Source organism: Pseudomonas sp. GW822-FHT01E03, assembly GCF_058802985.1.
Genome location: NZ_JBXAOQ010000018.1, coordinates 1 through 13735, shown reverse-complemented (window position 1 = coordinate 13735; position 13735 = coordinate 1). Strand labels below are relative to the sequence as shown.

17 protein-coding genes are annotated in these 13735 nt (G+C 58.1%); 6 read left to right on the top strand and 11 right to left on the bottom strand.

From position 1 onward, the window contains the following. Window positions 1–35: 35 nt before the first annotated feature. The 7 genes from rbsD to AC1RP7_RS26145 form a co-directional block, all read right to left on the bottom strand. Entirely contained in the window at window positions 36–440 is a 405-nt protein-coding gene (gene rbsD, locus AC1RP7_RS26175; protein ID WP_057715542.1) for a D-ribose pyranase, read from the bottom strand. Further along, on the bottom strand, window positions 437–1354 hold the full coding sequence (gene rbsK / locus AC1RP7_RS26170; RefSeq protein ID WP_057715543.1) for a ribokinase: 918 nt from the start codon (window positions 1352–1354) through the stop codon (window positions 437–439). The genes rbsD and rbsK overlap by 4 nt, the downstream gene beginning before the upstream one ends. 74 nt (window positions 1355–1428) lie before the next feature. Continuing rightward, window positions 1429–2448 carry a LacI family DNA-binding transcriptional regulator gene (locus AC1RP7_RS26165; protein WP_429521200.1) on the bottom strand — a complete coding sequence of 340 codons (1020 nt, stop codon included), beginning with the start codon at window positions 2446–2448 and terminating at the stop codon, window positions 1429–1431. Window positions 2449–2451: 3 nt separating this feature from the next. Beyond that, complete coding sequence (locus tag AC1RP7_RS26160; protein WP_489340151.1) at window positions 2452–3429, bottom strand: ABC transporter permease; 978 nt, start codon at window positions 3427–3429, stop codon at window positions 2452–2454. Beyond that, window positions 3426–4979 carry a sugar ABC transporter ATP-binding protein gene (locus AC1RP7_RS26155; RefSeq protein WP_349736831.1) on the bottom strand — a complete coding sequence of 518 codons (1554 nt, stop codon included), beginning with the start codon at window positions 4977–4979 and terminating at the stop codon, window positions 3426–3428. The genes AC1RP7_RS26160 and AC1RP7_RS26155 overlap by 4 nt, the downstream gene beginning before the upstream one ends. Window positions 4980–5034: 55 nt before the next feature. Beyond that, window positions 5035–5991, bottom strand: a complete 957-nt coding sequence (locus AC1RP7_RS26150; RefSeq protein WP_057715547.1) for a sugar ABC transporter substrate-binding protein — start codon at window positions 5989–5991, stop codon at window positions 5035–5037. Between the two features lie 191 nt (window positions 5992–6182). Next, entirely contained in the window at window positions 6183–6644 is a 462-nt protein-coding gene (locus tag AC1RP7_RS26145) for a hypothetical protein (protein ID WP_493183274.1), read from the bottom strand. Window positions 6645–6995: 351 nt separating this feature from the next. Between AC1RP7_RS26145 and AC1RP7_RS26140 the strand changes: the two genes are divergently transcribed. The 3 genes from AC1RP7_RS26140 to AC1RP7_RS26130 all read left to right on the top strand — a co-directional run bounded on the left by AC1RP7_RS26140 (window position 6996) and on the right by AC1RP7_RS26130 (window position 9229). Beyond that, window positions 6996–8084 (top strand): asparaginase, encoded by a 1089-nt coding sequence (locus tag AC1RP7_RS26140; protein WP_340317156.1) that lies wholly within the window; start codon window positions 6996–6998, stop codon window positions 8082–8084. A gap of 181 nt (window positions 8085–8265) precedes the next feature. Then, window positions 8266–8535 carry a DUF1654 domain-containing protein gene (locus AC1RP7_RS26135; RefSeq protein ID WP_046041595.1) on the top strand — a complete coding sequence of 90 codons (270 nt, stop codon included), beginning with the start codon at window positions 8266–8268 and terminating at the stop codon, window positions 8533–8535. Between the two features lie 4 nt (window positions 8536–8539). After that, the gene (locus AC1RP7_RS26130) at window positions 8540–9229 is read left to right on the top strand and encodes an endonuclease (RefSeq protein WP_150812523.1); all 690 of its coding nucleotides are present in this window, start codon (window positions 8540–8542) and stop codon (window positions 9227–9229) included. Window positions 9230–9312: 83 nt separating this feature from the next. Here the strand turns inward: AC1RP7_RS26130 and AC1RP7_RS26125 are convergent, their stop codons facing one another. Continuing rightward, window positions 9313–9678: a hypothetical protein gene (locus AC1RP7_RS26125; RefSeq protein ID WP_057715551.1), complete on the bottom strand. Its 366-nt coding sequence runs from the start codon at window positions 9676–9678 to the stop codon at window positions 9313–9315. A gap of 250 nt (window positions 9679–9928) precedes the next feature. Here AC1RP7_RS26125 and csrA point away from each other — a divergent pair, with 250 nt between their 5' ends. Next, window positions 9929–10120: a carbon storage regulator CsrA gene (gene csrA / locus AC1RP7_RS26120; RefSeq protein ID WP_007975691.1), complete on the top strand. Its 192-nt coding sequence runs from the start codon at window positions 9929–9931 to the stop codon at window positions 10118–10120. 185 nt (window positions 10121–10305) lie between these two features. On the opposite strand, the gene AC1RP7_RS26115 is transcribed toward csrA, so the two are convergent. Continuing rightward, window positions 10306–10761, bottom strand: a complete 456-nt coding sequence (locus AC1RP7_RS26115) for a DUF2214 family protein (protein WP_057715552.1) — start codon at window positions 10759–10761, stop codon at window positions 10306–10308. A 203-nt stretch (window positions 10762–10964) separates the two neighbouring features. On the opposite strand from AC1RP7_RS26115, the gene AC1RP7_RS26110 reads away from it, so the two are divergent. Then, window positions 10965–11717, top strand: coding sequence for a carbonic anhydrase (locus AC1RP7_RS26110; protein WP_429521205.1), 753 nt, complete (start codon window positions 10965–10967; stop codon window positions 11715–11717). A 75-nt stretch (window positions 11718–11792) separates the two neighbouring features. On the opposite strand, the gene AC1RP7_RS26105 is transcribed toward AC1RP7_RS26110, so the two are convergent. Then, entirely contained in the window at window positions 11793–11987 is a 195-nt protein-coding gene (locus tag AC1RP7_RS26105; protein ID WP_057715554.1) for a hypothetical protein, read from the bottom strand. A 251-nt stretch (window positions 11988–12238) separates the two neighbouring features. On the opposite strand from AC1RP7_RS26105, the gene AC1RP7_RS26100 reads away from it, so the two are divergent. Continuing rightward, window positions 12239–12445 carry a hypothetical protein gene (locus tag AC1RP7_RS26100; RefSeq protein WP_493183272.1) on the top strand — a complete coding sequence of 69 codons (207 nt, stop codon included), beginning with the start codon at window positions 12239–12241 and terminating at the stop codon, window positions 12443–12445. Between the two features lie 249 nt (window positions 12446–12694). Here the strand turns inward: AC1RP7_RS26100 and AC1RP7_RS26095 are convergent, their stop codons facing one another. Next, window positions 12695–13351 (bottom strand): trypsin-like peptidase domain-containing protein, encoded by a 657-nt coding sequence (locus AC1RP7_RS26095; protein ID WP_493183270.1) that lies wholly within the window; start codon window positions 13349–13351, stop codon window positions 12695–12697. Window positions 13352–13735: the final 384 nt, after the last annotated feature.

Sequence of the window (13735 nt, the reverse complement as noted above, 5' to 3'; positions counted from 1 at the left end):
CCTTGTGCCAAGGACATCAAAACGCGGACAGCCAGTCAAAACGTAACCCCGGCGACCAGCACAATGTTGCAGTACGGCTGGCATTCGCCTGTACGAACAATCGCCCTGGCTTGTCGGCTCAGGACCTTGAATTGTTCATGGGTGAGCAACTCACGCCGACCCAACGCGCCTTCGCCATCCAGCGCTTCCAGCGTGACCAGGGCCGACGGCTTTTTATCGAAGATTTCCTGAGCCAGCACATGGCTTTCGACCTGCATTTCACTGAGCACGACCTTCAAGGTGCTGACAAAGTCCGGAATGCCATGGGTCAGGGCCAGGTCGATCAATTCAACGCCCGGAGGAACCGGCAGCCCCGCATCCCCGATGACGACCCTGTCGCCATGTCCCAATGAAGCGATCAGTCGCGACAGCGCAATGTTGAGCAGAGGTGTCTTTTTCATGGGGTTTTAAACGCCTGTACATCGCTCAAGGCGGGAATTGAAGGCTGCGCGCCGGCACGGGTGACCGACAGCGCCGCGGCCACCTGTCCGAAGCGGATCGCCTGCGCCTCATCGTTACCCGCCGCCAGTGCCGCAGCGAAACCGCCGACGAACGTATCGCCGGCCGCCGTGGTATCCACAGCCTTTACCACGGGCGCGGGGAAATGTTCGAAGCGTTGGCCATCGGCAAACAGCGAACCTTGCGCACCGAGAGTGATGATCACCTTGCCGGCGCCCAGGGCAATCAGGCGGGTTGCCGCGGCTTGTGCGGTGTCCAGGGAGTCCACTGACAGTCCGCTCAGGGCCGACGCTTCGCTTTCGTTGGGAATCAGGTAATCGATGGACGCGTACCAGTCCGATGGCAGTGGACGACTGGCCGGAGCCGGGTTGAGGATGACTGTCTTGCCCAGCTCGCGGCCGCGCTTGAGCGCATGGCCAACAGACGCATCGGGCACTTCCAGCTGACAGATGAGCACGTCTGCCGCACGTATCACCGAATCAAAACGGTCAATGGTTTCTGCGGTCAATGCACCGTTGGCACCGGGGACGATCACGATGGAGTTCTGACTGCTGTCGTCGACCACAATCAACGCCACGCCGCTGGAACCGTCAACGGTGCTCACCGCCCGGCAATCGATCTGCTCGGCCAACAGCGCCCCGCGCAGTGCCTCACCATAAGCGTCATTGCCCACGCAGCCGATCATCGACACCTGGGCTCCCAGCCGCGCCGCAGCCACGGCCTGATTGGCGCCCTTGCCACCGGAGACGGTGGTAAACGATTGACCAATCAGCGTTTCACCGCCCTTGGGCAAGCGCGGGGCCCGGGTCACCAGGTCCATGTTCAAACTGCCAATTACCACTACTTTTGCTGACATACATTGCTACTCATCGATTCTGTTTCCGCGGCGCTTTTGATTCAGCGGCTTTCTGTTTTCAACGGCTTTTTGTTTCAACGGAATTGGGCAAACACGCCGGCCAGCGGCGCCGTCGATTCACGCATGACGATACTCGGCGTCACGATCCGCTGATCGGTCGCCAGACCCGGCGTGGCGATTCGGCGCAAAAGCACTTCGGCAGCCATTTCGCCGAGCTGCAGGATCGATTGCCCGACCGTGGTCAGCGACGGGTAGACATACCGACTCATCTGGATATCGTCGAAGCCGATCACCGACAACTCGCTCGGTACGCGAATATTGCGCTCGGCGGCGGCCCTCAGCACACCGATGCCGATCATGTCGTTGGCCGCAAAAACGGCGGTAGGCGGATTGCTTTCCAGCAGAATCGTGGCAGCGCTGTAACCGCCGGTGCTGGTGAAATCACTTTCCAGCATGCGCCCGGGAGAGACTTCGACACCCGCCTCCTTCAAGGCCCTGCGATAACCTGCCAGACGCATCTGCGCCACACTGGTGCTTTGCGGCCCGCTGATCGTGGCGATATCCCGGTGCCCCAACTCCAACAGGTGCCGGGTCGCCAGATACGCGCCGTATTCATGGTCGATGCGCACCAGGTCCGCATCGACACCGTCCAGTCCGCGGTCGACGATCACCATTGGCGTGCGGACGCCTTTCAGGCCTTGTGCCAGGCCACTGTCGCCGCCGGCCGAGGCGACGATCAGGCCGTCGATGCGTTTTTCCAGCAGCACACGCAAGTAGCTGCGCTGCTTGTCCGGATTGTCGTCGGAGTTGCACAGGATGACGCAGTAACCGTTTCGCTCGCAGTAATCCTCGATACCCCGGGCCAGTTCGGCGAAATACGGGTTGAGGCTGTTGGGGACCAACAGGCCGATGGTGGCCGTGGTCTTGGCCTTGAGTGAACGGGCCACGGCGCTGGGAACATAGTCGAGGGTCTGAATTGCCGCTTCGACCTTGATCCGCACCTCTTCACTGACCGGGCGGGTCTTGTTCACCACATGGGAAACCGTGGTGTAGGAAATGCCGGCAAGGGCTGCCACATCTTTGATAGTCGCCATGACTCAGGTCCGCCGGCTTGCGCGTTGACTGCGATAAGTATCCAGCACCACCGCCACCACGATCACCGCACCGGTAATGATGCGCTTGGTCGGTTCGGTTGCCCCGATCTGCGCCAGCCCCGCGGCCAGCACGGAAATAATCAGGACGCCAAAAAACGTGCTGATCACCGAGCCGCGCCCGCCCATCAGGCTGGTCCCGCCGATCACGACGGCCGCGATCACCTGCAATTCAAGACCGGAGCCAGCGTTCGGGTCGGCGGCTTCCAGGCGAGAAATCTGAAACAACGCGGCAACGCCGGCCAGCAACCCCATCAGGCTGAAGACCAGGATTTTGTAAGGCTTTGGATTGATCCCCGCCAGCCGCACGGCCTCTTCGTTGGTGCCGATACCGATCAGGTAGCGACCGAACACCGTGCGAGTCAACACGGCCTGGGCGACGAAAATGATCAGCAACGCAATGATGAACGACGGCGAAATGCCGAAGGCAATCGGATTGGACAGCCAGGCGAACGCATCGCCGATGTAGGCCGTACGCGAACCGGTCATCTGGTACGCCACACCGCGAGCCATTTCCAGCACGCCCAGGGACACGATGAATGATGGTATCCGCCACGCCACAGTGATCGAGCCGGTGATGGTACCGGCAAGCGCCGCGACGGCCATGCCCAGCAGGGCCGCCGGCAGCACACCCCAGCCCCACCCAAGAATCGCCACGCTCACGGTCGAGGCCGCCAGCGCCAGCACCGAGCCTACCGACAGGTCGATGCCACCGATGATCAACACAAAGGTCATGCCGACCGCCAGCACCATCAGGTCCGGAATCTGGTTGGCCAGGGTGCTGAAAGTATCGTACGACAGGAAGTGACTGCTCAGCACCGAGAACAGCACGATCATCGCCAACAAGGCACCCGCCAGCCCCAGATAGGTGCCCAGGCCGTAGAAGTTGCCACTGCGTTTGCCGGCATAAGAAGCGGTATTCATGGAAGATCCCTAGGCGCGGCTTCAACGAGCTGCGCATCACGTTTTTGGTAGCCGGCAAAAGCAGCGGCGAGCAACTCATCCTGGGTCCAGCTGTCGCGATCGAAGGTATCGATCAGGCTTCCTGCCGACAGCACGCCGATCCGGTCGCAGATCAGCATCAGCTCGCGCAAGTCGCTGGAGACCACCACCAGCGCCTTGCCCTGGCGGGTCAATTCACCGAGCAGGTTGTAGATATCGAACTTGGCGCCGACGTCGATGCCACGGGTCGGCTCGTCGAACAGCAACACCGAGCAATCGCGCTCCAGCCAACGGCCGATAACGACTTTCTGCTGATTGCCGCCGGACAACTCGGACACCAGTTGTGCCGGACCGGAACTGCGGATGCGCATGGCGTCAATCTGACGCTGGGCCAAGGCGCGCTCCTTATCGTTGTCGACAAAGCCCGCGCCGGAGATGCCGGGCATGTTGCCCAAGGCGATATTGGCGCCGATCGACTGCGTCAACAAAAGGCCTTCGCCCTTGCGATCTTCAGTGATCAACGCGATGCCATGCCCGACCGCATCCACTGGCGAACGCACATTGATGACCTGCGCCGGCGCCCCCAGGGCAATCGTGCCGCTGTCGGCGATATCCGCACCGAAGATCAGACGCAGCAATTCAGTGCGCCCCGCGCCGATCAAGCCGGAAATCCCGAAAATCTCTCCGGCACGGACTTCGAACGACACGTCGCGAACCTTGTCGGACCGGCTCAGGCCGTTGACCGTCAACACCGGGGCGCCGATCTTGCGCGCCCCCATATCGATATGTTCGCCAAGCTCGCGGCCGACCATCAGCGTGACCAATTGCTCGCTGTTGTAGTTGGCCATCGGCTCGACACAGACCAGGTTGCCGTCGCGCAGCACGGCAATGCGTTGCGCGACCCGCGCCAACTCTTCGAGACGATGGGAGATGTAGATGATCGATACGCCGCGAGCCTGCAGGCGGGTGATCTGCTCGAACAGCATTTCGACTTCGCGGGCAGTGAGCATCGCGGTCGGCTCGTCGAGAATCAGCACATGACAATCGCCAATCAGGTTGCGGGCGATCTCCACCATTTGCTGGTGGCCGATGCCCAGCTCGCCGACCAGGGTGTCCGGGTCGATGGCGTCTAGCCCGACATGAGCCATGGCCTCGATGGCGGCCTTGCGCAACTGCTTGCGACTGATCCAGCCGCCTTTGCTGGGCAAGTTGTCGAGAAACAGGTTTTCCGCCACCGACAGGGTCGGCAGCAGATTGAGTTCCTGCATGACCATGCGGATACCCAGCGCTTCAGCCTGAGCCCGACTACCCGGACGGTAGTCCTGCCCCTGATACTGCATCTGGCCGGTGGTCGGCGTGACCAACCCGCCAATAATCTTCGAAAGCGTGCTTTTGCCCGCACCGTTCTCACCGGTCAGCGCCAGCACTTCCCCGCGCATGAGCGTCAGGTCGATGCCGGCCAGGACCGGTTGGGCGTAAGTCTTGCCGATACCACTGACCGAAAGGACAGCGTTCGGAGCGCAAACTGACATAAAAACTCTCCATGCGCCCGTCCGGCTGGACGAGCGCCGTTACGTCGCCAGAAGGCTACTTGGTGACCAGTTCTACCGGCGTTTCGATCACGCCGTTGGCGCCGCCGTCGACCTTCTCGCCCTTGAGAATCTTCAATGCAGTCTCGATGCCGAACACCGCCTGTTTAGCCGCGAACTGGTCCGCAGTGGCCAGCACGCGACCATCCTTGAGCATAGGCTGGATGGCATTGATGTTGTCGTAGCCGACCACCTGCACCTTGCCGGCCTTGCCCGCGGCGCGCACCGCAGACACCGCACCGACCGCCATGCTGTCGTTGCCGGCCAACAGGGCCTTGGTTTGCGGGTACTCGCTGAGAATCGACGCAGCTACCTTGTTGCCCTTGTCGATCTCCCAGTCTCCGGATTGCAGGGACACGACCTTGATCTGCGCCGCCTCCATCGCATCCTTGAAACCTGCGGTTCGCTGCTGGGCATTGGTGGTGGTGGACACACCTTCGATGATGCCGACTTCGTCACCGGCCTTCAGCTGTTTGGCCAGGTAATCCCCCACCAGCCGTGCGCCCTTGCGATTGTCCGGGCCTACGAACGGAACATTGATGTTTTTGCTTTTGACGACGGCAGGGTCCAGCTGGTTGTCGATGTTGATCACGGTGATACCGGCATCGATGGCTTTCTTGATCACCGGGACCATGGCCTTGGAGTCTGCCGGCGCAATCACCAGTGCATTGACCTTGGCCAGGATCATCTGCTCGACGATACGCGTCTGGCCTGCGGTGTCGGTTTCATCCTTGATGCCGTTGGAGATGAGGTCGAATTCGCCGGAGTGATCTTTCTGGTAGGCCTTGGCGCCGTCTTCCATTGTCAGGAAGAACTCGTTGGCCAGGGATTTCATGACCAGTGCGACTTTCGGTTTTTCAGTGGTTTCAGCAAAAGCCGAAGAGACAGGCAATGCAGCGGATGCAGCAGCCAACATAGCGACAGCGAGAAGACGTCCAGCGAATGGCAGCTTCATGGGTTCACTCCGATCTTATGATTATTGTGAGCAACACTTGCGCTGGCGTAAGCTTCACGGCCCGCCGCGATGAAAAGCCATCATTGGAGCCGCGCAAACGTTTGCGTGAACCAAACTATGCGAACCCTGCCGGTATTTGTCAACGACCTGAAAAGCGCTTTCAGCTATGTTTGGCGAAAAACGGCATTCAGCTATGCCGTGGTATTGACCACCGATCCCGTGCCAGAACCCTTGGTCATTTCCTTGATCAGGCTCGCACTCACTTGCAAGATGGCGCCGTTGGTGTCGGCAACTTGCCCCTGTATGGCTGCTACTGCTGTGGTCTTGGCTTCCGGGGTTGGATAGGACGCTGCCTGGGCTTGTGCCAGTTGCTGCTGTTGCTCGCGCAATTGCTGCTGCAATTCCTTCAGACGCTTGAGCAAGACCTTCACCGCAACGCTAGTGTTATCGCTGGCTTCCGATTCGGCCTGTACGCCGGCACCCTCCCCCAGACCTACCGGGCCCGTCTTGACCTGGTTGCCGTCGCTTTCCTTTGCACCCAGCGCTTGAGCAGCCGAATCAGCGGCTGCGTCGCTCAAGGCACGAAGGGTGGTGGCCGATTTGCCAGCGATGGTGATGCCGGCGGCATTGGGAATGCCAACAGATAACGACATGTGAACTCCTGAAGAAAAAGATCCCTTGAAGGAGCATCGACCGGCTCGGGCGTTTCTTTAGTCATGACGGATGATTTGACCCGTTTAAATCCTAAACAAGACCGCGATCCGTTTCGGAGAGCCGAACGCGAAAGTTAAACATGTTCGGCATTCCGGACGCCCAGCCTCGAAACCGCTCTGGACACAAACAGCAATACCGTTACAAATCATTAACTTAGGTGTGTTTTTCGATTCAGCGTATTACTGGTACAGATCCTGCTCTTCCCCTCACACCCCCGGCGTTCAGATTCGCCCGGGGCGTATCTAGATGAACCTGCATCCGCACCGTCTCACAACTAGAAGAGAAAAATAATGACATCTGCACTCAAGACCTTCGTTCCGGGCGCCTTGGCCCTGCTGTTGCTTCTACCCACTGCCCTTCAGGCCAAAGAAGCCGAAGCCCAACAAAAACTGGCTAACGTGGTGATCCTCGCCACCGGCGGCACCATTGCCGGCGCTGGCGCCAGCGCCGCCAACAGCGCAACCTATCAAGCGGCGAAAGTCGGCATTGAACAGTTGATCGCCGGCGTTCCTGAGCTGAGCCAATTGGCTAACGTTCGCGGCGAACAGGTCATGCAAATCGCCTCCGAAAGCATCACCAACGAAAACCTGCTGCAACTGGGTCGCCGCGTAGCCGAGCTGGCCGACAGCAAAGACGTCGATGGCATCGTGATCACCCACGGCACCGACACCCTGGAAGAAACGGCGTACTTCCTCAACCTGGTGGAAAAAACCGAGAAGCCGATCATCGTCGTGGGCTCCATGCGCCCAGGCACCGCGATGTCCGCCGATGGCATGCTGAACCTGTATAACGCGGTGGCCGTGGCCAGCAGCAAAGACGCGCGAGGCAAAGGTGTACTGGTGACCATGAACGATGAAATCCAGTCGGGTCGCGACGTCAGCAAAATGATCAATATCAAGACCGAAGCGTTTAAAAGTGCCTGGGGTCCGCTGGGCATGGTGGTAGAAGGCAAATCCTACTGGTACCGCCTGCCGGCCAAGCGTCACACCATGGATTCCGAATTCGACATCAAGACCATCAAGAGCCTGCCTGACGTCGAGATCGCCTATTCCTATGGCAACGTCAGCGACACCGCCTACAAGGCCCTGGCTCAGTCCGGCGCCAAAGCCATCATCCACGCCGGCACCGGCAATGGCTCGGTATCGTCGCGAGTGGTGCCCGCCCTGCAAGCCCTGCGCAAGGATGGCGTGCAGATCATTCGTTCCTCCCATGTCAACGCCGGCGGTTTTGTACTGCGCAACGCCGAACAGCCTGACGATAAATACGACTGGGTCGTGGCCAACGACCTGAATCCGCAAAAAGCCCGGGTCCTGGCGATGGTCGCGCTGACCAAGACCAACGACAGCAAAGAACTGCAACGGATGTTCTGGGAATACTGATTCGCCCTCGCCCGACCGGATCCGGTCGGGCACCCCGTGCGCCATTCGCCAGCCTTGGCGAGTGGCTGCCGCGGATCTTACAAAAAAAATCCCTTCGCCTTACGCCAAACGGAACAAATCGCTGTCAGAGGATTTTCTTGGTTTTTAAGCAGTTGCGAAATGGCCTACAGTTAAATACTGTATGCACGTACAGCTTAATAAGGATAATTCCGTGGACACCACCTCAGCCTCTCCCGACACCTATGTACGCATGGGCCTGCGCGTTCAGAAAATCATCAACTCCCCCACCGCACAAAAAGCCAGGGCAGCGTTGATCTTCCGCCTTCCCGACGAGCCGGTGGATGAATGGGAACGCTTACTGGAAGAAATAGACGAAAACGACAACGTCACCCTCGCCTATCGCGACGATGGCGGTGTGCAGATTTTCTGGGTTGTGCCGAAGGAAGATTGAGTCGATGAGTGTTCGCTGGTTTGCTTTGCTGTTTCTGTTTTTTGTCATGGGGGCGCAAGCCGACGCGCCGCGCACTTTTACCGAAGCGAAAAAGGTCGCCTGGAAACTCTACGCGCCCCAGTCCACCGAGTTTTACTGTGGCTGCAAGTACACCGGCAACCGGGTGAACCTTGCAGCCTGCGGTTATGTGCCACGTAAAAATGCCAAGCGCGCATCCCGCATCGAGTGGGAGCATATTGTTCCGGCCTGGCAAATCGGCCATCAACGCCAGTGCTGGCAAGAGGGCGGTCGCAAGAACTGCACCCGCTACGACCCGGTTTACCAGAAGGCCGAGGCTGATTTGCACAACCTGGTGCCCAGCATTGGCGAGGTCAACGGCGATCGCAGCAACTTCAGCTTTGGCTGGCTGCCCGAGCAGTCGGGGCAATATGGTTCCTGCCTGACCCAGGTCGACTTCAAGGCCAAGAAAGTCATGCCCCGCCCTTCCATTCGCGGCATGATCGCCCGGACCTACTTCTACATGAGCAAGCAGTATGGCTTGCGCCTGTCGAAACAGGATCGACAACTGTACGAAGCCTGGGACAAGACCTATCCGGTACAGGCCTGGGAACGCCAACGCAATCAGAGCGTGGGGTGCGTCATGGGGCGCGGCAACGAGTTCGTCGGCCCGGTAGACATGAAGGCCTGCGGCTGAATCCAGGACGGGACACTGAAACAAAAAAGGCCCCGGTGCTAAACGCCCGGGGCCTTTTTTGTTTCTTCAACGTCTGCGCTACGTTATTGAGCGGCTGGACGCTCAAGCACCAGCAATTCGATGTTCTGTTTCTTCGCGCGAGTGAGCGCCGCGCGAACTTCATCCTGTTTGGCTTCGGCTTCGGCTTTCGAATTGAATGGCCCCACCAGGATTCGGGTATTGCCATTCTCCTTGACGACACTGGACATGAAACTGTGCTCGATCAGCCAGCCACTCAGATCACTGACCGCCTGAGGGGTTTCACCTCGCACTTCAAGATCCCATTGCGGACCGGACACCGGCGCGGGTACGGCAGCCATGGCCGGCTTGGGCTTCGGCGCATCCACACGGCTGCCCTCGCCACATCCCGCCAGTGCCAATATCGCGATGATCAAAACCATTTTGCGCACGACGCTTCCCTCCAAATGCATAAAGCGGCGATTTTAACACCCATGAATACTTCACGAGTGCCGTAAAATGGGCTCAAAACAACGAGATTGATGATTGCGGCCTCTGTATAGTTACGCCTTGGGAATTAATGCCACATCTGCGCGTCAGAAAGAGGCACCCAAACCACGAGACTTCGCACTAATCTATACATACCACCGACCTCTGCACTGTCCGAATCAGGTGCCCCACAAAGCAATCAAGGAGAAGACCATGCTGATACTCACCCGCAAAGTCGGTGAAAGCATAAACATTGGTGATGACATTACGATCACCATCCTGGGCGTAAGCGGCCAGCAAGTCAGGATCGGCATCAACGCTCCGAAGGACGTTGCAGTGCATCGTGAAGAAATTTACCAGCGCATTCAGGCCGGCCTGACCGCCCCGGAAAAGCCGCAATCCTGAATCCTGTTGCAGTCAGTAGCCAGCCCGTTCAGTCCGGAATTACGGCTGGCTAAAGATTCAGCACCCCATCGCCCTGCGCTTTCGCCCCCACCCAAACCCCTGGGGTCGATACTAGCGGCAAGCTCCATCCTTTTGCTGTCAGACTTTTCTGGTTTACCCCAGGGAAGGATGCGTTCACTGCGCAGTCAACCAAGCATCACGCCTCGCGCCATGCCAGTCGCTGCCACCACCATCAGCAACACCAGCAGCGCCTCGATATGACTGATCCGTGCAAACAGCTTCGCACGGCCGGTATCGATCGCCACTTTACGGGCAAGCGCTATCCGCCATTTGATCAGCGTCACCATCGGCGCAATCTCCAGCAACAAGATCAGGACGAACAGCGTCATCTTCAGATGAAACAGCGGCTGATGCAGGTAATAGTCCGCGCCCTTCTCGTACCCGCCAAAGGCTCGCATCCCGCCACTGATCAATAAAACGACAGCTGAAATACCCCAGATATTGTCCGCCATCAAAACACTGCGCACCTCTGTGGCGCCATCGGCCAAACGCCGAAAAGCCGTGCCTCGAACCAATACCGCCCAGAATCCCAAGGCAAATGCCAGAAGATGAACCGCCGCCAGAAACCATTGAGTCAGCATCGAGAAACTCCTGCCAGGTCGAAGTTGTATGAGCCTGTCAGTAGTAGCCCATGAAATGGCTGCGTGCACGCCATCCGCAGACAATGCCCGGAACACAATATGACAGACCTACTAGACTCCACTGCGCCGGTATTGAGCGTCCGTGGCAGTACCCGCCCCAACAGCAACTCACTCTCACCCCATTGAACTGAGTAAACAAAATCATGTGTAAATCATGTGATTCAAGCTCTGCTTCAAATACAACAGGCCGTCGTCGTTTTCTTCAATTTGCCGGATTGAGCGCAGGCGCCCTGCTGCTGACCGGCACACTGCCCGGCAAGATCATCCAGGCAGCCGAAAAAGCGTCAGCCCCACCCAAACCTCAAAACGTAATCAGTCCCGACATGGCGTTGAAAAGACTGATGGAGGGCAATGCACGATATGTAGGCGGCACTTCCACGACGCACGATTTCAAGGCAGAGCGAGAGGCCTTGGTGTCCGGCCAAAATCCGTTCGTGGCCGTGCTGAGTTGCTCTGACTCGAGGATCGCCCCGGAATATGCGTTCGACACCGCGCGCGGCGATCTTTTCTCCATCCGCGTCGCGGGCAACTTCGTTACGCCGGAAGGCTTGGCCAGTCTTGAATACGGGGTTGCCGTACTGGGCGCCCCGCTGATTCTCGTACTCGGGCATGAGAGTTGCGGTGCCATCGAGGCCGGTATCAAGGCGGTCAAGGATCAGACAATTTTCCCCGGTCATATCCCGAAACTGACTGAAGCACTCAAGTCGGCAGTCGAGGCAGTACTCAAGCAGCCCGGGAACCTGATGGAAAACGCCACCGCGCAAAACGTCAAGAATTCGGTCAACAGCCTGAAACAGGCCTCGCCATTGCTGACTGATGCACAGAGCAAAGGCACGCTCAAGATCGTGGGCGGTATCTATCGCCTGGCGAGCGGCAAGGTGGAGTTGATCGTTTGACCCGCAATGCGCACGCCCCCAGCATCGGTGCATGACCCCGCATGCAAAGAGCCCAGCGCGACGGCTGGGCTCTGGTTATCTTCGGTTTTGCATCATTTTATCCGCGAGGACTCTGGCCCTCTCGATCAACAGGTTCTGCCTGTCTTCGTGAGTAGCCTCGCCCACAATCGGGGCAGTCAGATTGCTTTCGGCAATCAATGCAGCGCAGAAATATCGATCCCAGACAGTCGTGTCCACAGGTGCCTGCTTGCTCATTTGATCGGCGTTCATAGGCGGCTCCTTTTGATAAGGTCGCATTGCTAGTTTACGCCTGAATAACAAAAAATCCGGACCATCATTCACAGGCACCCGCCATTCGTCGCCTGCCGGAACACAACGAGGAATTCGCCCGTATCCGTGGCTTGAGGCTTGCTAAGATCGCCCGTAGCAGCGCCGGAATGACAGGATTCTGACGCCGCAGCCATTCAATCAATGCTTAAGGACGCCAGCGATACGCTTGGTCAGTCACCGGGAGATGTAACGTGTCAACGCTCAACGAAATCGCAATGAACCACGCGAGAATGGCCAAGGAAAAAGCAGGAAAGTCGACCGAACTGAGCGAGCGCCACCTCCAGATCGTAGGGAGCTTCGAAGTACCGTCCATTGAAGTACAACAGAACATCCCAATGCACCTGATCGCGGGAACACAGGAAGGCCACCACGGCCTTGCAGCGAGCTTTGCCCTCTGACGCCTATTGAGGCTGGCGACGATCTGAACGATTACCTGGCAATCACTGGTGGCCCGGTATCCGCTCAGCAATCGTCGCGCCTGCATCAACGTTCACATTGCACAACGTGAACGAGCCCGATACGTTGTGAACACCTGAAGAAATCCGGGACAACAAAAAGGGCCCACCTTTCGGTGAGCCCTTCCAGGCCGCCCGCCAGAGCGGACTTTTCCGGGTACGCGCGATGGCCAATTGGTTGAAAGCTAAAAGTTATTTCGCGACATACTTCGCGCCGTGCGGGTCGTCAAGTTTTGCCTGCAATATCCCCCACTCGCGCTGAATGATCGAGTAAGGAATAAAGATGCTGAGCCTCTCAGCCCCCTTTACGCCGGAGTGATTGCTCACATCGTTCAGGGTGGTCGAATAGAAACCAATATTGATGCCGACAATATGGCCGTCACTTGCGAGGACCGGCCCGCCCGACATGCCCTTGATCAGTGGGGCATCGTGAATGGCATAGAGATCACCGCTGTGTTCAGCGGCATTGACGAAAGGCGTTTGATACACCTTGCCCTTCCCGGTAGTGGTCATGAAGTAAGGACTCGCCCCAACGGCAGTTATGCTCTCGCCCACACGCGGTGCGCGCCATGACGGGTAGCGGCCGTTGGCCTTGTGCAGGATGAAGACGAGATCACAACCTGTGCTGCAGCTGTACTTCACGTTGGGGATGAACGGAGTGTGGCGAGTGGTTACGGCGTAGTCCTCGTTCCATTGCACGGCCGAGGCCATGTATAGATACGGTGCGGGAAAGCCCGAGTAGACTAAAAAATATGAATCATTCGCAGATCCCGAAAAGTCGGGTTTTACGATGCCGTTGCATCCTGCAGTTACAGCTCCTATTAAAAAGCAGGCCATGATCTTGATCATGATATATCACCGACTTAATAGGGAGAATGTGACTGTTTTTTGTTGTCAATATTTTGTCTTTTATTGGGTTGCAGTACTCCTCGCCGCTTGTTCCAGTTTGACGCTTTCTTACTTATGGCTGAGATTGTAATGGGGCGTATGAATAAATCGCGCTAAGACCAATCGCTTTTCGAACAACTTCAAAAGTTCAAATATTTGGCGCCTGAAAAACGTTAAAGACGAGAATAAAAACCAAGAGTTTCTATGGACTCCCTCGCTAATGGCGCCAACGGTGATGGGAAGTAGCGCCTACCTGAATCATTCGCCAGGAGGGGGGGGGGGGGGGGGGGGGGGGGGGGGGGGGGGGGGGGGGGGGGGGGGGGGGGGGGGGGGGGGGGGGGGGGG